We start from the raw sequence: 24,993 nt of genomic DNA on the forward strand, positions 1-24,993 counted from the left end.
ATGAGAAATAATGATAATATCCGCCTATTAGCTAATCCTTCTGTCAGTCATGGTGAGCCTTTACATATATCTGAAGAGCAGCCGTCAACAATACCTGAAGTTTTATACAGAACGGCTGCGGAGCTTGGAGATACAAAGGGAATCATTTATTTGCAGCCGGATGGAACTGAAGTTTACCAATCCTATAGACGATTATGGGATGATGGATTGCGCATTGTGAAGGGACTTCGCCAATCAGGCCTGAAAGCAAAACAAAACGTGATTTTGCAGCTTGGTGACAATTCACAGCTTCTCCCTGCGTTCTGGGGGTGTGTGTTAACAGGGATTGTTCCGGCTCCGTTAGCCGTTCCGCCAACGTATGCTGAATCGAGCAGCGGCACTCAAAAGCTGAAAGACGCATGGACGCTTCTCAACAAGCCGGCGGTCATTACAGACCGGGGGATGTACCAGGAAATGCTTGATTGGGCAAAAGAACAAGGGCTTGAAGGGTTCAGGACAATTGCTGTAGAGGATCTGCTCAGCGCTGAAGCGGACACAGATTGGCATCAAGCCAGTCCCGAAGACTTAGCGCTTTTATTGCTGACTTCAGGCAGTACGGGAACACCTAAAGCAGTGATGCTTAATCATCGTAACATTATGAGCATGGTGAAAGGGATTATTCAAATGCAAGGCTTCACCAGAGAGGATATTACGTTTAACTGGATGCCGTTTGACCATGTCGGAGGCATCGGAATGCTGCATTTGCGAGATGTTTATCTTGGCTGTCAGGAAATTAACGTCTCAAGTGAAACGATCTTAATGGAGCCGTTGAAATGGCTCGATTGGATTGATCATTACCGAGCTTCTGTTACGTGGGCGCCGAATTTTGCGTTTGGTCTTGTCACTGATTTTGCAGAAGAAATAAAAAATAGGAAATGGGATCTATCTTCAATGCGGTACATGCTAAATGGCGGTGAAGCAATGGTAGCCAAGGTAGGGCGCAGAATACTTGAGCTTTTAGAACCTCATGGACTGCCTGCTGACGCCATCCGACCTGCATGGGGAATGTCCGAAACTTCATCGGGCGTTATTTTTTCTCATGAGTTTACCCGGGCTGGAACAAGTGATGATGATCATTTTGTTGAAATAGGCTCTCCAATCCCCGGCTTCTCTATGAGAATTGTGAATGACCATAATGAATTGGTTGAAGAGGGCGAGATCGGCCGTTTTCAAGTTTCGGGTCTTTCTGTTACTAGCGGTTATTACAAGCGGCCTGATTTGAATGAGAGTGTGTTTACAGAAGACGGCTGGTTTGAAACCGGAGATCTCGGCTTTTTGCGAAATGGGCGCTTAACGATAACAGGCCGTACGAAAGATGCAATTATCATTAATGGCATTAATTATTACAGTCATGCGATTGAGTCTGCAGTTGAAGAGTTACCTGAAATTGAAACTTCTTATACTGCTGCCTGCGCTGTCCGTTTGGGCCAGAATTCAACAGATCAGCTGGCTATCTTCTTTGTTACTTCCGCAAAATTAAATGATGAGCAGATGTCTCAGCTTCTTAGAAACATACAATCCCATGTCTCGCAGGTGATCGGAGTCACTCCAGAATATTTGCTGCCTGTACAAAAAGAAGAGATACCAAAAACGGCTATCGGAAAAATCCAGCGCACCCAGCTGAAAACTTCATTTGAAAATGGAGAATTCGACCACTTGCTTCATAAACCCAACCAGATGAAAAATGCGGTCCAGGACGGGGAGATGCAGCAAGCAGACCATGTGAAAAGAGTAAGGGAAGAAATACAGGAGCAGCTGCTCACCTGTTTGACTGAGGAACTGCACGTTTCCCGCGATTGGGCGGAGCCAAATGCAAATATCCAAAGTCTTGGTGTGAATTCTATCAAGATGATGAAGCTCATTCGATCGATCGAGAAACACTATCAAATCAAACTTACAGCCAGAGAGATACATCAATATCCTACAATTGAACGCTTAGCCAGCTATATATCTGAACATGAAGGCATCAGCAGTTTGTCTGCTGACAAAAAGGGCACTGACACATATAAAACGGAACCGGAAAGGAGTCAGGCAATTTTTCAGCCCCTCTCTGAGGTTCAAAAAGGATTATGGACATTGCAAAAAATGTCACCCGAAAAAAGTGCATATCACGTACCGCTCTGTTTTCGATTTTCATCAGGGCTTCACCTTAAAACATTACAGCAGGCTTTCGACTCTGTATTGAATCAGCATCCAATCTTAAAGCACGTCATCCAAGAGAAAGACGGAGTGCCATTTCTGAAAAATGAGCCAGCGCTTTCAATTGAAATCAAGACAGAAAACATCTCAAGTATGAAAGAGTCTGATATTCCTGCTTTTCTTAGAAAGAAAGTAAAGGAACCGTATGTAAAGGAAAACAGCCTGTTAGTGCGTGTCATGAGCTTTTCCAGATCTGAACAAGAGCATTTTCTATTAGTTGTCATTCACCATTTGATTTTTGACGGAGTTTCGTCTGTCACATTGATGCGCAGTCTGTTTGATACCTATCAGCTTCTTTTACAAGGACAGCAGCCGGATACAGCTGTTTCTCCTGCCATTTATCATGATTTTGCGGCATGGGAGAAAAACATGCTTGCCGGCAAAGACGGTGTGAAGCATCGTACGTATTGGCAAAAACAGCTATCGGGAACGTTGCCGAATCTTCAATTGCCTAAGGTCAGCGCAAGTTCAGGCGATTCTGAGTTTGGAGAGGATACATACACCCGGCAGCTGTCCAGCGGCTTCATGAATCAGGTCAGGACGTTTGCGAAAGAGCATTCTGTAAATGTTACGACGGTATTCTTAAGCTGCTATATGATGCTGCTTGGCCGTTACACCGGGCAAAAGGCACAGATCGTCGGCATGCCGGCCATGGTGAGGCCGGAGGAAAGATTTGATGATGCCATTGGACATTTTCTCAATATGCTCCCGATTCGGAGTGAGCTGAACCCGGCAGACACTTTTTCTGGCTTTATTTCAAAATTGCAATTAACGATATTGGATGGGCTTGATCATGCAGCTTATCCTTTTCCAAAAATGGTGAGGGATCTGCATATTCCTCGGAGTCAAGCAGGTTCACCGGTATTTCAAACTGCTTTTTTCTATCAGAATTTTCTTCAATCCGGAAGCTATCAAAGCTTGTTGAGCCGCTATGCTGACTTCTTTTCTGTCGATTTCGTTGATTGTATTCATCAAGAGGGCGAATATGAACTAGTTTTTGAGCTGTGGGAAACAGAAGAAAAAATGGAGCTGAACATCAAGTACAATACAGCTCTGTTTGATGCGGCTTCGATATCCGCCATGTTCGACCAGTTTGTTTATGTAACAGAGCAGGCGATGTTGAATCCTTCTCAGCCTTTAAAAGAGTACGCTTTATTACCTGAGGCAGAGAAGCAGATGATTCTTAAAACATGGAACGCCACTGACAAAACGTATCCATATACATGTTTTCATGAGTTGTTTGAGCAGCAGGCGAAAAAGACGCCTGATAGAGCAGCTGTCAGCTATGAAGGCCGAACCTTGACGTATCGGGAGCTTGATGAAAGAAGCACACAGCTCGCCATTTATTTGCAGGCGCATGGAGTGGGTCCGGACCGTCTGGCGGGAATCTATGTGGATCGATCGCTAGAGATGCTAGTGGGATTATTAGCGATTCTTAAGTCCGGGGGAGCATATGTGCCGCTAGACCCATCCTATCCGGCTGAACGATTGGAATACATGCTAAAGGACAGTGAAGTTTTCATTACACTGACGACAGCAGAATTAGTAAATACTTTGAGTTGGAACGGTATCGAAACTGTTCTTTTAGATCAAGATTGGGGTGAGATTGCTCAAACAGCCTCAGATCGAAAAGTGCTTACACGAACTGTCACACCGGAAAACTTGGCATATGTCATTTATACGTCTGGCAGTACAGGAAAGCCAAAAGGTGTCATGATACCGCATAAAGCTTTAACAAACTTTCTCGTTTCGATGGGGGAAACACCAGGTCTTACGCCAGAGGATAAAATGCTTGCTGTCACAACCTACTGTTTTGATATCGCCGCTCTGGAATTATTTTTGCCTTTAATAAAAGGCGCACACTGCTATATTTGTCAAACGGAGCATACAAAAGACGTTGAAAAACTGAAACGGGACATCCGAATGATCAAACCAACAGTGATGCAGGCAACCCCCGCTACGTGGAAGATGCTCTTTTATTCAGGCTGGGAAAATGAAGAGAGCATGAAAATTTTATGCGGAGGCGAAGCATTGCCTGAGACATTAAAACGATATTTCTTGCATACGGGCAGCGAAGCCTGGAATATGTTCGGGCCAACCGAAACAACAATCTGGTCGGCGGTTCAGCGCATTCACGATGAATGCTCTCATGCCACGATAGGAAGGCCGATCGCCAATACACAAATTTATATTACGGATTCTCAGCTCGCGCCAGTTCCGGCTGGTGTCCCGGGTGAGCTGTGCATTGCAGGAGACGGTGTGGCGAAGGGCTACTACAAAAAGGAAGAATTAACGGATTCGAGATTCATTGACAATCCTTTTGAGCCGGGGTCTAAGCTTTATAGAACGGGAGACATGGCCCGCTGGCTTCCGGGAGGACGAATTGAATATATAGGCCGCATCGATAATCAGGTGAAAATCCGCGGATTCCGTATTGAACTTGGTGATATTGAAAGCAGGCTTAGTGAGCATCCCGGCATTCTGGAATGCGTTGTGGTTGCAGGTATGGATAACCTAGCAGCCTATTATACAGCTAAACATGCAAATGCTTCTATTACAGCGAGAGAGCTGCGTCATTTTGTGAAAAACGCTTTGCCTGCCTATATGGTGCCTTCTTATTTTATTCAGCTTGATCAAATGCCGTTAACGCCGAACGGAAAGATAGATAGAAACAGCCTTAAGACTATCGATGTAACAGGGGAACCGCTAATGGAAAGGCAGCCCTCACGTAAGAACATTCAGGATACTGTTTTGGCCATTTGGCAGGAAGTACTGAAAACGAGTGAGATTGAATGGGAAGACGGATTTTTCGATGTGGGCGGGGACTCGCTTCTCGCGGTCACTGTGGCTGACCGCATCAAACATGAACTATCCTGTGAGTTTTCTGTCACAGACCTGTTTGAGTTTTCATCGATCAAAAATATCAGCCAGTACATCGCTGAACAGCGCATGAATGATGCAAGCGATCATGTGCCGACAGAGCCAGCAGCTCATATTGCCCATTCTACCGAGATGAGCGATCTCCCGGACTATTATGAGAATAGTGTGGCGATTATTGGCATATCGTGTGAATTTCCAGGGGCGAAAAATCATGATGAATTTTGGGAGAACCTCAGAGACGGCAAGGAAAGCATTACGTTTTTCAGTAAAGAAGAGCTCCAGCGCTCTGGCATTTCAAAGGAAATAGCGGAGAATGCCGACTATGTCCCGGCTAAATCTTTTATTGAGGGGAAAGACAGATTTGATCCAAGCTTCTTTCAAATCTCCCCTAAAGATGCTGAATTTATGGACCCTCAGCTTCGGATGCTGCTGACTCATTCATGGAAAGCAATAGAAGATGCCGGTTATGCTGCGAGACAGATTCCGCAAACCAGTGTTTTTATGTCGGCAAGCAATAATTCTTATCGCGCGCTGCTGCCGTCAGATACAACAGAGAGCCTGGAGACGCCGGACGGCTATGTTTCGTGGGTGCTTGCACAGAGCGGGACGATTCCGACAATGATTTCTCATAAGCTCGGACTGAGAGGGCCAAGCTTTTTCGTCCATGCCAACTGCTCATCATCTCTGATTGGCTTGCATTCTGCCTATAAAAGCCTGTTGTCGGGTGAATCTGATTATGCTTTAGTTGGCGGTGCAACGCTGCATACCGAGTCAAATATCGGATATGTGCATCAGCCTGGGCTGAACTTTTCAAGTGACGGACATATTAAAGCTTTTGACGCTTCAGCTGATGGAATGATAGGCGGTGAGGGCGTTGCTGTTGTATTGCTGAAAAAAGCTGCTGCAGCTGTGAAAGACGGGGATCATATCTATGCCTTGCTGAGAGGCATAGGTGTAAATAACGACGGCGCTGACAAAGTCGGTTTTTATGCTCCAAGTGTCAAAGGGCAGGCTGACGTCGTGCAAAAGGTCATGAATCAAACGAAGATACAGCCTGAATCAATCTGTTATGTGGAAGCACACGGGACCGGAACAAAGCTGGGCGACCCAATCGAGCTGGCGGCTTTAATGAACGTTTACAGGCAATATACAGATAAAACGCAATTTTGCGGCATTGGATCAGTGAAAACCAATATCGGACACTTAGATACAGCCGCCGGTCTCGCGGGCTGCATTAAGGTCGTGATGAGTCTCTATCATCAAGAGCTTGCACCGAGTATCAATTATAAGGAGCCGAATCCAAATACAGACTTAGCCAGCTCTCCTTTCTACGTCGTCGATCAAAAGAAAACGTTAAGCCGTGAGATCAAAACGCACAGGGCTGCACTTAGCTCGTTCGGGCTTGGTGGGACAAATACCCATGCCATTTTTGAACAATTCAAAAGGGATTCAAATCAGAGAAAGATAGACAAGGCCTGCATTATCCCGATCTCGGCGAAAAATAAAGAGAGGCTGCAAGAGTATGCAGAAGATATTCTGGCCTATTTGGAAAAAAGAGGGCTTGAGAACAGCCAGCTGCCTGATTTGGCGTATACCCTTCAGGTGGGGCGGGAAGCGATGGAGCATCGCGTTGCCTTTATAGCTGAGCATGTAAATGGGTTAAAACAGAAGCTCGCAGATTTTATTAATGGAAAAACAGCGATTGAAGGCTGTTTTCACGGAAGTAAGAACAATGCAAGAGAGGTTTCATGGCTGACGGAGGATGAGGACAGTGCTGAACTTATCCGCAAGTGGATGGCCAAAGGAAAAGTAAACAAGCTTGCGGACATGTGGAGCAAGGGAGCGCATATGGATTGGATGCAGCTTTACAAGGGTGAGCGCCCATACAGAATGAGTCTGCCGACATATCCATTTGCAACGGAACGATACTGGCCGTCACAGGATGACCGCAAACCGGTGGCGCAGAGATCCGGAAATCAGACAGGGATCGGCTCTATTCATCCATTGCTTCATCAGAATACATCCGATTTTTCTGAACAGAAATTCAGTTCGGTTTTCACTGGTGACGAATTCTTCCTGAGAGACCATGTGGTAAGAGGAAAGCCGGTGCTTCCTGGTGTTGCGTACCTTGAAATGGCGTATGCTGCTATAAACCAGGCGGCAGGAAGTGAAATTGGCCAAGATGTCAGAATCAGATTGAATCATACAGTCTGGGTTCAGCCTGTTGTGGTTGATAAACATTCAGCTCAAGTCGATATCAGTCTCTTTCCTGAAGAAGATGGAAAAATCACTTTTGATATTTACAGTACACAGGAAGACGGGGACGCCCCGGTTATTCATAGTCAAGGCAGTGCGGAGCTGGTATCTGGAGCTGAAACGCCGATCGCTGACCTCGCTGACATATCACGTCGCTGCGGCGAAGCAGAGATGTCACCCGATCAATTTTACGAGGAAGGCAGGAGCAGAGGGATGTTCCATGGTCCGGCCTTCCAAGGAATTAAGAATGTGAATATAGGAAACAGAGAGGTTTTGGCTCAGCTGCAGCTTCCGGAAACCGTTTCTGGAACGAATGAACAGTTTGTGCTGCATCCAAGTATCATGGACTCCGCCTTGCAGACGGCAACGATATGCATCATGCAGGAATTAGCGGATCAAAAGCTGATTTTGCCATTTGCGCTTGAAGAGCTTGAGGTGATCAAAGGCTGTTCGTCTTCTATGTGGGCTTATGCTCGCTTAAGTGACAGCGACCACTCCGCGGGGGTTGTCCAGAAAGCGGATATCGATGTCATTGACGAGAGTGGAAACGTATGTGTCAGGATCAAAGGATTCTCAACAAGAGTATTAGAAGGAGAGGTTCATACTTCAAAGCCTTCAACACGGCACGAACGCTTAATGCTAGAGCCGGTGTGGGAAAAACAGAATGGAGAACGAGAGGACGAAGATCCTTCGTACACGGAGCATATCATTGTTCTCTTCGAAACTGAACGAAGTGTCACAGACAGCATTGCCTCCCACATGAAAGATGCCCGTGTGATTACTCTGAACGAAGCTGAAGGACATATTGCTGAACGTTATCAATGTTACACGCAGAATCTATTTGAACTCCTGCGAAGCAAGCTCCGTGAGCTTTCTGCAGGCCGCATCATTATTCAAGCGATCGTTCCGTTAGAAAAAGAGAAGCAATTGTTTGCCGGCGTTTCCGGTCTGCTTAAAACAGCAGAAATAGAGTTTAGCAAACTGACTGCTCAGGTTATCGAAATTGAGAAACCTGAAGAAATAAAAGACCTTCATCTCATGCTGAAAGACGATAGCCGGAGACCATTTGAAAAACAAATTCGATATAAAGCTGGAAACCGTTTTGTGAAAGGCTGGCGGAAAATGGCGATTCCTTCAGCTGATACGCCCCATATGCCATGGAGAGACGAAGGCGTTTATCTTATCACAGGCGGAGCAGGCAGCTTAGGCCTTCTGTTTGCAAAGGAAATTGCCAATCGAACTGGCCGATCGACGATTGTGCTGACGGGACGGTCTGTTTTAAGTGAAGATAAGGAAAACGAGCTGGAGGCTCTTCGAAGCATCGGAGCGGAGGTTGTCTATCGAGAGGCTGATGTAAGTGATCGGCAGGCTGTTCATCATCTTTTTGAGGAAATCAAAGAAAGGTATGGCACTCTCAATGGAATCATTCACGGTGCAGGCAGCATTAAAGATCAGTTCATCATTCATAAAACGAATGAAGAGCTTCAAGAAGTGCTGCAGCCGAAAGTAAACGGGTTGTTACATGTAGACGAATGCAGCAAGGATTTCCCATTGGATTTTTTCGTTTTATTCTCATCCGTTTCGGGATGTTTAGGGAACGCTGGACAAGCCGATTATGCAGTAGCCAATACGTTTATGGATGCCTTTGCCGCGTACCGCCGTTCTCTTGCGGCATCTAAAAAGCGATCCGGCTCCACCATTTCCTTCAACTGGCCGTTGTGGGAAGAAGGCGGTATGCAAGTCGGCGCTGAAGATGAAAAGAGAATGCTGAAAACGACGGGAATGGTCCCGATGCCGACAGATAGTGGCTTGAAAGCATTTTATCAAGGGATGGCATCTGATAAGCCGCAAGTTTTTGTGATGGAAGGGCAGCTTCAAAAAATGAAACAAAAACTGCTTTCAGCAGGAACGAAAGCCAAGCGGAACGATCAGAGAAAGGCGGATCAGGATCACGGACAAGCTCGACAATTGGAAGCAGCCTTAATCCAAATGGTTGGCGCGATTTTGAAAGTGAACACTGACGATATCGATGTCCACACAGAGCTAAGTGAGTACGGATTTGATTCGGTTACATTCACTGTCTTTACAAACAAGATCAACGAAGAATTTGAGTTGGAGCTAACGCCGACCATTTTCTTTGAATATGGCAGTGTCCAAAGCCTGGCTGAATATGTAGTTGCTGCGTATCAGGGCGAATGGAATCAAGATGCTACTGCTAAAGGCATAGATGAAAGAACAAATTCATTGCACAGTTTAAACAGCCTGGAGGCATCATTAAGCAGCATGGTCAGTGCGATTTTAAAAGTAAATAGCGAAGATATTGATGTCAATACAGAGCTAAGTGAATACGGATTTGATTCGGTTACATTCACTGTCTTTACAAACAAGATCAACGAAGAATTTGAGTTGGAGCTAACGCCGACCATTTTCTTTGAATATGGAAGCATCCAAAGCCTAGCTGAGTATTTGACTGCTGAATATGGGGACACCCTAGTTCAGGAGCGAGAAAAATCAAAGGGGCAGGAAGAGAGAAAAACAATATCCCCTGAAGCGCCGAAAATCACATCGCGTAGAAAGCGCCGCTTTACACAGCCAGATATTGCAAAAGCAGAAAGAAACAAAAAGCAGGCTGCCGATTTTGAGCCGGTTGCAATTGTCGGCATCAGCGGCCGATTCCCTGGCGCTATGGATATAGATGAATTTTGGAGAAATCTTGAGGAAGGCAAAGACAGCATTACAGAAGTCCCGAAAGAACGCTGGGATTGGCGGGAGCATTATGGAAACCCAGACACTGATGTCAATAAAACCGACATCAAATGGGGCGGATTTATTGACGGTATCGCAGAGTTTGATCCATTGTTTTTTGGTATTTCGCCGCGAGAAGCTGATTATGTAGACCCTCAGCAGCGCTTGTTAATGACATACGTATGGAAGGCACTGGAAGATGCGGGGTGCTCGCCGCAAAACCTTTCGGGTACAGGGACCGGTATCTTTATCGGTACGGGAAACACCGGTTATAAAGATCTATTTCATAGAGCGAATCTTCCAATTGAAGGCCATGCTGCTACAGGTCATATGATTCCTTCGGTTGGCCCGAATAGAATGAGTTATTTTTTGAATATCCACGGTCCGAGCGAACCAGTCGAGACGGCTTGTTCCAGCTCTCTTGTAGCCATTCACCGTGCTGTGACTGCGATGCAAAACGGTGATTGTGAGATGGCGATCGCTGGAGGCGTGAATACGATCTTAACAGAAGAGGCGCACATCAGCTACAGCAAGGCTGGCATGCTTAGCAAAGACGGCAGGTGTAAAACCTTTTCCGCCGATGCGAATGGTTATGTCAGAGGCGAAGGGGTCGGAATGGTCATGCTGAAAAAGCTGGCAGATGCCGAGCGCGACGGAAATCACATTTACGGTGTTATACGGGGGACGGCGGAAAATCACGGCGGAAGAGCCAATACCCTGACATCGCCTAATCCGAAAGCACAAGCTGATCTGTTGGTGCGTGCATATCGACAAGCAGGCATAGACCCAAGCACTGTCACATATATCGAAGCACATGGAACAGGGACTGAATTGGGCGATCCCATTGAAATAAACGGGCTGAAAGCCGCGTTTAAGGAACTAACCAACAAGAGACAGCTGGATGTTATTGATCACCGTTGCGGCATTGGCTCAGTTAAAAGCAATATCGGTCATTTAGAGCTAGCAGCAGGTATATCCGGTTTAATCAAAGTGCTTCTTCAAATGAAGCATAAAACGTTAGTGAAAAGCCTGCATTGTGAGACGCTTAATCCTTATCTTCAGCTGACTGACAGCCCGTTTTACATCGTTCAGGAAAAACAGGAATGGAAGGCTGTCACAGATCGTGACGGAAACGAGCTTCCGCGCCGTGCGGGAATCAGTTCATTTGGGATTGGCGGAGTAAACGCTCATATTGTGATTGAAGAATATATGCCAAAAGCCAATTCAGAACACACGGCTACAGAACAGCCAAACGTGATTGTGCTATCGGCTAAAAATAAAAACAGGCTGATAGATCGTGCTTCGCAATTGCTTGAAGCGATCCGCGATAAAAAATATACAGAGCAGGATTTACACCGCATCGCTTACACCCTGCAAGTTGGACGCGAAGAAATGGATGAGCGTCTTGCGTGTGTTGCGGGGACGATGCAGGAACTTGAAGAGAAACTGCAGGCGTTTGTTGACGGTAAGGAAGAAACAGAAGGATTCTTCAGGGGACAGTCTCATCGAAATAAAGAGACCCAGGCTATTTTTACAGCGGATGAGGATATAGCGTTGGCAATTGAAGCTTGGATCAGAAAAAGAAAATACGCCAAACTTGCTGATTTATGGGTCAAAGGCGTCACCATTCGGTGGAACACATTATACGGAGAGACCAAACCGCGCCTGATCAGCCTCCCTTCATATCCGTTTGCGAAGGATTACTATTGGGTGCCGGCAAAGGAACATTCACAAAGGGACAAGAAAGAACTGGTGAATGCAATTGAAGACCGCGTCACATGCTTTTTGACAAAACAATGGAGGTTGAGTCCAATTGGCTCAACAGTGCCGGGAACAAGAATGGTTGCTATCCTGAGCAATCGAGAGACAGCAGATTTAGCAGCAGAAGTGTCTTCGTATTTTCCAAATCATCTCTTATTAGATGTGAGCCGGATAGACAATAATCAGTCAGACATCGATTGGAAAGAGTTTGACGGTATAGTGGATGTCATTGGCTGCGGCGAGCATGATGAAGACCGGCTGGATTGGATTGAATGGGTGCAAAAACTGGTTGAATTCGGGCATAAAGAAGGACTCAGGCTGCTTTGTGTGACAAAGGGGCTCGAATCGTTTCAAAACGCATCCGTCCGGATGGCTGGCGCCGCACGAGCTGGTTTATATCGGATGCTTCAAAGCGAATACAGCCACCTTACTTCAAGGCATATGGATGCAGAGGGAATTATTGATCATCACCGTCTCGCGAAGCAGATCGCTGATGAGTTTTATTCAGATTCTCATGATACGGAGGTTTGCTACAGGGATGGTTTACGGTATCAAGCTTTTCTAAAAGCTCATCCAGAAACAGGTAAGGAAGCGGAACAGAACGCGGCCTTCCCGAAAGATCATGTGCTTCTCATTACAGGCGGCACACGAGGCATTGGGCTATTATGCGCCCGACATTTTGCGGGGCACTATGGAGTGAAAAAGCTGGTGCTGACCGGACGAGAGGAGCTTCCTCCGCGAGAGGAATGGGCTCGTTTTGACACCTCGAACACATCAGTGGCCCAGAAAATCCAGGCAGTGAGGGAACTGGAAGCACAAGGTGTGCAGGTGCAAATGCTGTCCCTTGCTTTATCTGATGATGCTCAGGTCGGGCAAACGCTGCAACATATCAGGCAAACCTTAGGGCCGATCGGCGGTGTCATTCATTGTGCAGGCCTGACGGATATGGATACGCTGGCGTTTATCAGAAAAACTGCCGATGATATTCAGCGGGTGCTAGAACCTAAAGTGTCAGGTCTTACAACGTTATATCGCCATGTGTGTGACGAGCCATTACAGTTTTTTGTCGTATTTTCTTCTGTTTCAGCTATTATTCCGGAGCTTTCGGCGGGGCAGGCTGACTATGCGATGGCCAATAGCTATATGGATTATTTTGCAGAAGCACATCAGACACATGTGCCGATCATCAGTGTTCAATGGCCGAACTGGAAAGAAACCGGTATGGGTGAAGTGACAAATCAAGCGTATCGGGCAAGCGGCTTATTGAGCATTACGAATTCAGAGGGATTACGTTTTCTCGATCAAATCTTATCAAGAATGTACGGACCGGTTGTTCTCCCTGCGATGGCGAATCAAACAAACTGGGAGCCGGAACTGCTGATGATGAGGAGAAAACGGCATGAGGGCGGTTTGCAGGAAGCTGCTTTACAGAGCACGTCAGCAAGAGACATTGAAGATGTCGATGCAGTTTCCAAAAATGATGGATTATTATCTGAAACACAGTCCTGGCTTGTTGACTTGTTTGCCGAAGAGCTGAGAATAGATCGTGAAGACTTCGAGGTTGACGGGTTATTTCAGGATTATGGCGTGGATTCGATCATTTTGGCGCAGGTGCTCCAGCGTATAAACCGCACATTAGAAACAGCGCTCGATCCGTCAATTCTATATGAATACCCGACAGTTCAAAGGTTCGCAGATTGGCTGATTGGTTCTTATTCCGAAATGCTGTCCGCTCTATTTGGAGGCAGGGTATCGGATGCATCAGCCCCTTTGGAGAACAAAATAGAGGCGGAGGTACCTGTTCCTGTGGAGGATCGAGCTCCTGCCACTCAGATTCAGGCGCCAGCGATTTTGTCACCGGGCTCTCATGCAGAAGATATTGCTGTTGTCGGACTCTCCTGCCGTTTCCCTGGAGCAGATACACTGGAAACCTATTGGTCGTTACTATCTGAGGGGCGTTCGTCAATCGGCCCGGTTCCTGAAGAGCGCTGGGGCCGTAAGACGCCATATTATGCCGGCATGATTGATGACGTCAGGTATTTTGATCCGGATTTCTTTTTGCTTCATGAAGAAGACGTAAGGGCGATGGACCCGCAAGCACTGCTTGTATTGGAAGAATGTCTGAAACTCTTGTATCACGCCGGTTATACACCTGAGGAAATAAAGGGCAAGCCTGTAGGCGTTTATATTGGAGGCAGAAGCCAGCACAAACCTGATGAAGAGAGCCTTGATCATGCTAAGAATCCGATCGTGACAGTCGGCCAAAATTATTTAGCGGCAAATATTTCACAATTTTTTGATGTCCGCGGCCCGAGTGTTGTAGTTGATACTGCATGCTCATCAGCTTTGGTCGGCATGAATATGGCCATTCAGGCGCTGCGTGGCGGAGAAATTCAATCCGCCATAGTCGGCGGTGTCAGCTTGCTGAGCTCTGATGCCTCTCACAGTCTGTTTGATCGGCGCGGCATTTTAAGCAAGCATTCATCCTTCCATGTGTTTGATGAGCGTGCTGATGGAGTTGTGTTAGGTGAAGGCGTCGGAATGGTCATGCTAAAAACCGTAAAACAGGCGCTGGAAGACGGAGATACCATATATGCTGTTGTGAAAGCGGCCTCGGTCAATAATGACGGAAGAACGGCGGGGCCTGCAACACCTAATCTGGAGGCGCAAAAGGAAGTCATGAAAGATGCGCTTTCCAAAAGCGGAAAAAAACCAGAGGACATCAGCTATCTCGAGGCAAACGGGTCGGGTTCAATCGTAACCGATCTCCTTGAGCTAAAAGCGATCCAATCCGTGTACCGTTCCAGTCATTCATCGCCTCTTTCTCTCGGTTCAATCAAGCCGAACATCGGGCATCCGCTATGTGCTGAAGGGATTGCCAGCTTTATTAAGGTTGTGCTGATGCTGAAAGAGCGCCGCCTTGTCCCATTTTTATCAGGTGAAAAAGAGATGGCGCATTTCGATCAACAGAAAGCGAACATCACGTTCAGCCGAGCCCAGGAAAAATGGACAGATTCACGGCCTGCGGCGGCCATTAACTGCTTTGCCGATGGGGGGACGAATGCCCATGTCATCGTAGAGGCGTGGGAAAAAGATGAAAAACACGCCATCAAGCGGAGTCCAATATCGCCTCCTCAATTAAAGAAACGAATGCTTTCGCCAGGCGAGCCAAAGCTGGAGGCGGAGACTTCGAAAATGACTGCGGCAAACATATGGGATACTTATGAGGTGGAGGTCTAACGTGAAAAAGATAACGAAACAACTCACATTATCGTTAAAAAATCCGTTTATTTATCACCATGTGGTTTACGGACAAAATGTCCTGCCGGGATTGGCTTATATCGATATAATCTACCAGATATTCAGAGAATACGGCTTCTCCTGCTCAGAGCTTCAGCTGCGCAATTTATCCATCTATCAGCCATTGACGGCTGAACAGGATGCAGTAATTGTTCTTACTATCCAATGCGCGGAGAAAAAAGAAGGACAGTGGCAAATCACAGCCAAGGGAATTGAAAAACGTGATGGGAAAGAAGCTTCAGAAGAAAAGCTCTATATGAAGGCTGACATGTACGCAGACTCCCCAGCCATATTTGAAGAAACACTGGATCTCAGTCAAATCAAAGCATCTGCACAGAACGTTGTTCAGCTTGATGATGTATATGAACAATGCAGACGTCAGGAATTGGTGCACAGCGAATATATGAAAGCAAGTGGCTGCATCTATGAAGAGGAAGACGGCGTCCTTCTTGAGCTTTCTCTCGGTTCGGAAGCCATGCTTCACGCAGAAGGCTTTATGTTTCACCCGACTCTCATAGACGGGAGCGGGGTGGGTGCCAATCATTTGCTCACATCTTTGCTTAAAGGAGAACAGAGGTTGTATTTGCCTCTGTTCTATGAATCCTTTTCCGCTTCTGCACTTTTGCAGTCGGATTGCATGACGAGAATTAAGCGCTCCTCCGTCCGGCGGGAAAAAGAGCTGATTTATGTAACACTTGACTTTTTTAATGCATCGGGAGAAAAAGTGGCTGAGTTGAAAAACTTTACAAGCAAATTGGTGCGAGAAGCGGAGCTGATTAGCGGAAAACATCAAGATGCACAGGAGACCCAGATGACAAGAGCGGACACTGCTGAGCGTGATAAACCTGCTGACGCGGTATCTTCTCCCATAGATTCCTATAGCGGGGCTGAACAGTTCGTAAGTCAATTAATCGCAGAGAAAATCAATAAGCCGATAGAACAAGTTGAAAAACAGGTCGGTTATTACCAAATGGGACTGAATTCATCGGGCTTGCTTGAGGTGGTAGAAACGATCAGTGATAAGATCGGTGAAAGCCTTTCGCCGACTCTTCTGTTTGAGCATACCACCATAGCTGAGCTGTCAGCGTTTCTTGCCGAGGAATATGCTGAGCATTTTAGTGCCGCTGGTTCCCTTGGCCAGAATGAAAGAGCACGCGTTTCCGACACAATAAACGATCGTAAGACTGTTGAAGAATCTCGTGCTGTACCTATCGAGGCAGCAGGCGACATTGCGATTATCGGCTTGGCGGGCAGGTATCCGAAGGCAGCCAATATTCATGAATTTTGGAACAATCTGAAAGAGGGGAAGGACTGCATTAGTGAGATCCCTGAATCACGCTGGGATTGGCGGCGCTTTGAAGGAATCACATCTCCTTCGGGTAAGGACATTTCCAAATGGGGCGGATTTATTGATGATCCCGAATGCTTCGATCCCCAATTTTTCAGAATCACGCCGAGAGAAGCAGAGACAATGGACCCTCAGGAGCGGCTGTTTTTAGAGACATGCTGGGAAACGATTGAGGATGCGGGCTATACGCCAAAGACGTTAGCCAAGCCTAAAGGACGAAACAAAAGGCAGCATGTAGGCGTTTTTGCTGGCGTCATGCACAAGGATTATACATTAGTAGGAGCTGAAGAAGCATCAGCAGAAAATGTGTTTCCTCTCTCGCTCAACTATGCGCAAATCGCCAACCGTGTTTCTTACTTTTGCAATTTTCACGGTCCGAGTATGGCGGTCGATACGGTATGTTCATCCTCTCTGACCGCAGTGCACTTGGCGTTGGAAAGCATACGCCACGGTGAGTGCGATGTCGCGTTAGCAGGCGGAGTTAACCTGTCTTTGCACCCGAATAAATATATGACATACGGGGTCTGGGATATGTTTTCCACTGACGGACACTGCCGTACGTTTGGAAAGGGTGGGGACGGTTATGTGCCGGCCGAAGGTATAGGCGCGGTTTTATTGAAGCCTTTGCAACAAGCGGAGGAAGACGGAGATCGCATTTATGCAGTTATTAAAGGAAGTGCTGTGAATCATGTGGGCACTGTCAGCGGCATTTCAGTGCCGAGCCCTGTTTCTCAAGCTGATCTGATTGAGACATGCTTGGAGAAAACGGGAATTGACCCGCGGACGATCAGTTATGTGGAAGCTCATGGAACGGGCACGTCCTTAGGAGATCCAATCGAAATACAGGGGTTAGTGAAGGCGTTCCGCCAATATACGCAGGATCGGCAGTTTTGTTCAATCGGTTCTGTAAAGTCAAACATCGGGCACGCCGAATCCGCCGCGGGGATCAGCGGTTTAAGCAAGGTTGCCCTTCAGCTTCATCATCAAAAACTTGTGCCTTCTTTGCATTCCGAAGAACTGAATCCGTACGTTGATTTTGAAAAGTCTCCATTTTATGTACAGCATGAAACAGAAACGTGGAAGCAGCCTGTTATCAAGGAGAATGGGGAAGACGTCCCTTATCCGCGGCGGGCGGGGATCAGTTCTTTTGGCGCAACAGGTTCAAACGCACATATTATTCTTGAGGAATATATTCCTCAAACAGCGGAGCAGGACGTTTCTTTGTCCTCAGATTCTGACATGTCCGCAGTAATTCCGCTTTCTGCGCGTAATCAAGAACGTCTTCGTGTATATGCAAAACGTCTCTTGGATTTTCTTCATGATGGGATTTTGATTAGAGATTTGGCGTATACATTGCAGGTAGGCCGTGAACCGATGGAAGAACGAGTTTCTTTCTTAGCATCCGGAATTCAAGAATTGAGCGACCAATTGAAGGCTTTTATAGAAGGACGAGAAACCATTCAGCATTCCTGGAAGGGCCGCGTGTCACGAGGAAGCGAATCATCGCTTTCTGCCGAATCGGTACATAAATTGCTGGAGCAAAGAAAGCTCGATCAGATTGCAGAGCAGTGGGCGAAAGGATCTGGTGTTGACTGGAAGCTGCTTTACGACGGAAACAAACCAAAGCGGATCAGCCTGCCGACTTACCCATTTGAGAGGGTGAGTTATTGGGTGCCGAAAGCGGAAAAAAAGACTGATCGTTTAAAGGAGAAACGACACATCCTGCATCCTCTCCTGCATCAAAATGTGTCCGACATATCGGGTGTCCGCTTTCGTTCAACGTTTACAGGACGTGAATTTTTCTTGAAGGATCATGTCATAAAGGGCGAACGCGTTTTACCTGGCGCGGCATTATTGGAGATGGTTCGAGCAGCTGTGGAAAGGGCAGCTGCGGATCAGTTCCCGGCAGGATTCCAGCTCCGGAACATCGTCTGGGTCCGGCCGTTTGCCTTCACGGAACAGCAAAAAGATATAGATGTATGTCTATATCCTGAGGACAATGGTGAGATTGCATTTGAAATCTGTCGGGACCCTGAAAGCACAGAGAGCTCTCCGATTATATACGGGCAAGGAAGTGCAGTGCTTGGTGAGACGGGTGAAAATCCGGTCATCAACATTGAAGAACTGAAGGCAGGCTATAATGAGCGGACTCTGTCACCTTTTGATTGCTACGAGGCTTATAGAGAAATGGGGATTCACTATGGCGACAGCCACAGAGCGATTGACAGCCTATATGCCGGTAAAAACGGAGTTCTAGTGAAATTGACGATGCCTCCTGTAGTTTCTGATACAGAAGACCATTATATTCTGCATCCGAGCATGATAGATTCGGCATTTCAAGCATCTATCGGTTTGAGGCTGGGAGAAGATACGAGTTTAGGAGACAGAAAGGCAATGCTGCCTTTTGCAATACAGGATGTCCAAATCTTCAAAGGCTGCGAGGCATCTATGTGGGCGCGGATCACATATAGCGAGGGCAGTACAGCTGGGGATCGTATGCAGAAGCTTGATATCGATTTATGCAATGAAGAGGGGCAGGTTTGCGTGCGGTTGAGAGGCTATTCTGCAAGAGTGTTAGAAACAGATGAAGAAGATCCTTCTGGAGCGACTGACACGCTATTGTTCGAACACATTTGGGAAGAATGTGCTGCAGAGAAGCAAGAGTTCATAGAGTACGACACGCATAAAGTCGTTGTCTGTGATATTGGAGAACAAATGGAAAGCATCCGAAATCATCTTGACTGTACAGTTCTGCAGCATGATGCTGAGGCAATTGATGAACGGTTTGAAGGTTATGCCATACAGTTATTTGAAGAAATCAAACAGCTGATGCACTCAAATACAGGGGGACATACATTCATTCAAGTGGCGGTGCCTGCGTTGGAAGAGCCTCAGCTATTAAGCGGCTTAACGGGACTGCTCAAAACGGCTGAACTGGAAAATCCAAAACTGACAGGGCAGTTGATTGAAATAGAAACCGGGATGCCAGCCGGTGACCTATTCAAAATATTGGAGGAAAACAGACGCTGTCCGCGTGACACGCATATCCGCCACTGGCAAGGAAAGCGATTTGTCAGCAGGTGGAAAGAAGCGTCTGGTATGCACCTAAGTACTGACATGCCATGGAAGGATAATGGCGTGTATCTGATCACAGGCGGTGCAGGGGGTCTTGGATTTATCTTTGCAACTGAAATCGCAAACCAAACGACTGACGCGGTTGTGATCCTGACAGGGCGCTCTCCGCTTGATGAAAGAAAACAGAAAAAGCTTCAAGCCTTACAGAAACTTGGCATCCAAGCGGTTTACAGACAAGCGGATCTGACCGAGAAACAAGCGGTTGATACTTTATTAAAAGAGATCCAAAACGTTTATGGCGACTTAGACGGCGTCATTCATAGCGCCGGTTTAATAAAAGATAATTTCATTATGAAGAAAAAGAAAGAAGAGGTTCAAACCGTTCTAGCTCCAAAGGTAGCCGGACTGATTCACCTTGACGAAGCAACGAAAAATATTCCGCTCGATTTCTTTATCCTTTTTTCCTCGGGTGCCGGGGCGGTAGGAAGCGCGGGACAGGCTGATTATGCAATGGCCAATGCATTTATGAATGCATTCAGCGAATATCGAAATGGCCAAGCGGAACTTCACAAACGTTACGGAAAGACTCTTTCAGTGTGCTGGCCGCTGTGGAAAGACGGGGGCATGCAAATTGATGCGGAGACTGCAAGAATGCTGAAAAGCGAGACAGGCATGGTGGCCATGGAAACAGATCGTGGGATTCAGGCGCTATATCATTGCTGGTCGTCTGGAAAGCCGCAAGTGTTAGTTGCTTCCGGTGTTACTGATCGGATTTGTGCATTTTTACATGAAACGGGACATGGCAAGGGCCAATCTCACAATATCCAAAAAGCAAGTCTCAATCAGGAGGCAGAAAAAGCAGGCATGATCGGGGAAGCCGATGAAGAGATACTGAGAGAAAAAGCCGAGAACTATTTTAAACAGGTGCTTTCTTCGGTGATCAAGCTGCCAGCCGGCCAGATTGATGCTAAAGCTCCTCTCGAAGATTACGGGATCGATTCTATCATGATCATGCATGTAACGGGTCAATTAGAAAAAGGATTCGGTTCTTTGTCCAAGACGTTGTTCTTTGAATATCAGGATATTCGGTCATTAACACGGTATTTTATTGATTCCCACAGAGAAAAATTGCTGGACATCTTGGGAATTGAAACAAGAAAAGCTTCTGTTGAAAGACAACCAGAACCTGAAAAACAAGAAATTCCAGTTACTCCAAGAAAGTCTGGATTTCTTCCTTTGCAAGGCAAAGAGCAGAAGAAGTTAAGAGAAAAGGAAACGGAAGAAATCGCGATCATCGGTATCTCTGGCCGCTATCCACAGGCAGACAATATTGATGAATTGTGGGAAAACCTGAGAAACGGTCGAGACTGTATTACTGAAATTCCGGAAGATCGCTGGGATCACAGTCTTTATTATGATGAAGATAAAGACAAGCCTGGAAAAACCTACAGCAAGTGGGGAGGCTTCCTAAAGGATGTAGACAAGTTTGATCCGCAGTTCTTTCATATATCGCCGCGTGAGGCCAAATTAATGGACCCGCAAGAGCGTTTGTTTTTGCAGTGCGTGTATGAAACGATGGAAGACGCAGGCTATACAAGAGAACACCTCGGCCGTAAGCGTGATGCTGAGCTTGGCGGAAGCGTCGGTGTTTACGTCGGTGTCATGTACGAAGAATATCAGCTGTACGGGGCACAAGAGCAGGTGCGGGGACGGTCTTTGGCTTTAACAGGAAATCCATCATCCATCGCGAACCGGGTATCTTATTATTTTGATTTTCACGGGCCGAGTATTGCTTTAGACACCATGTGTTCTTCTTCTTTAACGGCTATCCACTTGGCATGCCAAAGCTTACAGCGCAGAGAGTGTGAGGCGGCATTCGCGGGCGGCGTGAATGTGTCAATTCACCCAAATAAATATTTGATGCTTGGGCAGAACAAATTTATGTCCAGCAAAGGCCGGTGTGAAAGCTTCGGGCAGGGCGGAGACGGCTATGTGCCGGGAGAAGGCGTTGGAGCAGTGCTTTTGAAGCCATTGTCTAAAGCCATTGAAGATAGTGATCACATTTATGGAATCATTAAGGGGACGGCCATCAACCACGGCGGAAAAACAAACGGGTACTCAGTTCCTAATCCGAATGCCCAAGCAGATGTCATCAAAAAGGCGTTTGTGGAAGCGGAGATTGACCCGCGGGCAGTCAGTTACATTGAAGCCCACGGCACCGGAACCTCTCTCGGTGATCCTATTGAAATCACAGGGCTGTCCAAAGTGTTTACGCAAGAAACCGATGATAAACAATTTTGTGCAATAGGGTCAGCCAAATCAAATATCGGGCACTGTGAGAGCGCGGCAGGTATTGCAGGAGTAACGAAGGTATTGCTTCAAATGAAATACAGGCAGCTTGCGCCATCCCTGCATTCAAACGTGCTGAATCCGAATATTGACTTCCTTAACTCACCGTTTCAAGTACAGCAAGAGCTAGAAGAGTGGAAGAGGCCGATCATCAGTGTCAATGACAAAGACATCGAATTACCGAGAATCGCAGGAATCTCTTCATTTGGTGCCGGGGGTGTGAACGCCCATATTTTAATAGAAGAGTATGCTCCGGAACCTGTGGAGGAACGTTCCCAAGCGAGGAAGCAGCCAGCTGTCATTGTGCTCTCAGCAAAAAATGAGGAAAGACTTCAAAAACGCGCGGAAGATTTGCTGGATGCCATTCGGAAACAAAAATATGTTGAAGCAGATTTGCACCGAATTGCCTATACGCTGCAAGTCGGAAGGGAAGCGATGAACGAACGGCTGGCGTTCGTTGTGGAAACGATGCAGGAGCTTGAAGAAAAACTGAATGAATGTATCTCGGGAACAGAAAATCGTGAATATGTCTATCGCGGACAAGTAAAGCGCAACAAAGAAGCCATTGCTGCTTTTGCTGCTGATGAAGATATGTCAAAAACAATTGAGGCATGGCTGCAGAAAGGAAAATACGCGAAGGTTTTAGACCTGTGGGTAAGAGGTTTGCGAATCGACTGGAGCACGCTTTATCAGGATCAAAAACCGCGGCGCATCAGTTTACCCGTCTATCCTTTCGCAAGAGATCGCTATTGGATAGACGTAAATGCAAAGGCTGAGGAAAAAAGAACGGTAGAGACATTCGCTCCGGTACAGCCCGTTATTTCAAAGCCGTCTGTAGCCAGAGAAGCCAGCGGCAAGCCTGCCAATATAACGCTACAGCCTTTAACAGCAGACCAGGGAAAACCGCAGCTTTCAGCAATCCAGCTTCCTCCAGATACAGAAATAGAGACCATTACAGCGGAGTCCTTGTGCGATGAACTGACAGCGAGCTTAGCGGAAGTGCTGTACATGGACCAAAACGAGATTGATCCAGATGAAGCATTCATAGATATCGGAATGGACTCGATTACCGGGCTCGAATGGATAAAAGCAATAAATAAACAGTATGGCACATCGTTAAATGTCACAAAGGTATATGATTATCCGACAACACGTGAATTCGCTGTTTACTTAGCACGTGAGTTAAGCCCACACGCTAGGGAGAAAAAACAAACGGAGACGTACCCGCCAATCAGACAAAAAACAGCTGTGCCTGCTGCTAAACCGGCTAATATATCATTGCAGCCGTTAGAACATCAGCCAGTGCAAGAAGAACCTGAAGAAACGATTCAATATGCCGCGGCAGAAATATCTGTAGCAAGACAATATACGGAAGCAATTGAAACGCTGCATGAAAAATTGAAGGAAAGCATAGCGGACGTGTTATACATGGAGCCATACGAGGTGGATATTGACGAAGCGTTCATAGATATCGGAATGGACTCAATTACCGGACTCGAATGGATAAAAGCGGTGAACAAGCAGTACGGAACGTCTTTCACAGTGACCACAGTATATGATTATCCAACGATACGTGATTTTGCCGAAATGCTAAAGTCTGAGCTTGGAGCTCATCATGATAGAAAGATAGAGCATACTGTCCCGACCGAAGCAACGCAGCAAAAACCAGCAGCGCCATCTATTCCAAATCCGGCAGAGCGACCGCTACAGTCAGTTCAACATCCTATAAAGAAAGAACATGAGAAGGAACAAGTTCCTGTTCGTCAAGACCGCCCCGAGGATGCGATCGCGATTGTCGGGATGTCGGGAAGATACCCGGGCGCTCGTAATGTAAGAGAGTATTGGGATAACCTGGTTCATGCAAGGAATGCCATTCGGGACATTCCAACATCACGGTGGGATGTTGACAAATACTATGATCCTGCCCTCAACAAGAAAGGGAAAGTCTACTGCAAATCAATGGGGATGCTTGATGATATTGAACATTTTGATCCGTTGTTTTTTAATATTCCGCCGTCAGAAGCTGAACTGATGGACCCGCAGCATCGAATCTTTTTGCAGGAAGGCTATAAAGCCTTTGAGGACGCTGGGTATAACGCCAGAACTTTAAATGAGAAAAAATGCGGCGTATATCTCGGCATTATGAGCAATGAATACGGGGTCATGCTGAATCGGCAGTCAAGAACAAATGCCACCGGAAACAGCTTTGCGATCGCAGCGGCGCGTATTCCGTATTTTCTAAATTTAAAAGGGCCTGCGATTCCGATTGATACCGCATGTTCATCTTCATTGGTCGGCACTCATTTAGCGCGCCAGGCACTTATAAACAAAGAAATTGATATGGCGCTGGTCGGTGGTGTCAGCTTATATCTGACGCCGGAATCTTACATCAGTATGTGTGAGGCCGGCATGCTTTCACCTGATGGACAATGTAAAGCTTTTGACAATGGCGCGAATGGTTTTGTGCCCGGCGAGGGTGCGGGTGCGCTTGTTCTGAAAAGGCTGAAAGATGCAGAAGCGGACCGTGACCATATTTATGGCATCATCATTGGCTCGGGTATTAATCAGGACGGGAAAACAAACGGAATCACAGCACCGAGTGCGAAAAGCCAAATGGACCTGGAAAGAGGCATATATGAAACATACGGCATACATCCTGAGAGTATCAGTTATGTCGAGATGCACGGAACAGGAACAAAACAAGGCGATCCAATTGAATTAGAAGCCCTGTCTGCCGTATTTCAAGAAAAAACAGACAAAAAGCAGTTTTGCGCAATCGGTTCCGTCAAAAGCAATATTGGCCATACATCGGCGGCTGCAGGAGTAGCCGGGGTTCAAAAAGTGTTATTGTGCATGAATCATAAAACACTTGTGCCAACATTGAACTTCACGACGCCGAATGAGCATTTTCAATTTGAGCATTCTCCTTTATACGTAAATACGGAGCTCAAGCCTTGGGAAACGGCTGATGGAAAACCACGGAGAGCATGTGTGAGCTCTTTCGGATATAGCGGAACGAATGCCCATATCGTCATAGAGGA

The 24,993-nt window shown here is 46.6% G+C and carries 2 protein-coding genes (1 of these 2 only partly in view); both read left to right on the forward strand.

The features are described from left to right. Complete coding sequence (locus CDO84_RS08260; protein ID WP_040083117.1) at positions 1-15,120, forward strand: non-ribosomal peptide synthetase; 15,120 nt, start codon at positions 1-3, stop codon at positions 15,118-15,120. Continuing rightward, on the forward strand, positions 15,104-24,993 hold the 5' portion of the coding sequence (locus CDO84_RS08265; RefSeq protein WP_082033003.1) for a type I polyketide synthase. The gene runs 3,736 nt beyond the window's last position; 9,890 of the gene's 13,626 nt are visible here — the first part of the coding sequence; its start codon is at positions 15,104-15,106; the stop codon falls past the right edge of the window. The genes CDO84_RS08260 and CDO84_RS08265 overlap by 17 nt, the downstream gene beginning before the upstream one ends.

It is taken from the genome of Bacillus sp. MD-5 (genome assembly GCF_002201875.1).
In the GTDB taxonomy this organism is placed as follows: domain Bacteria; phylum Bacillota; class Bacilli; order Bacillales; family Bacillaceae; genus Bacillus; species Bacillus stercoris.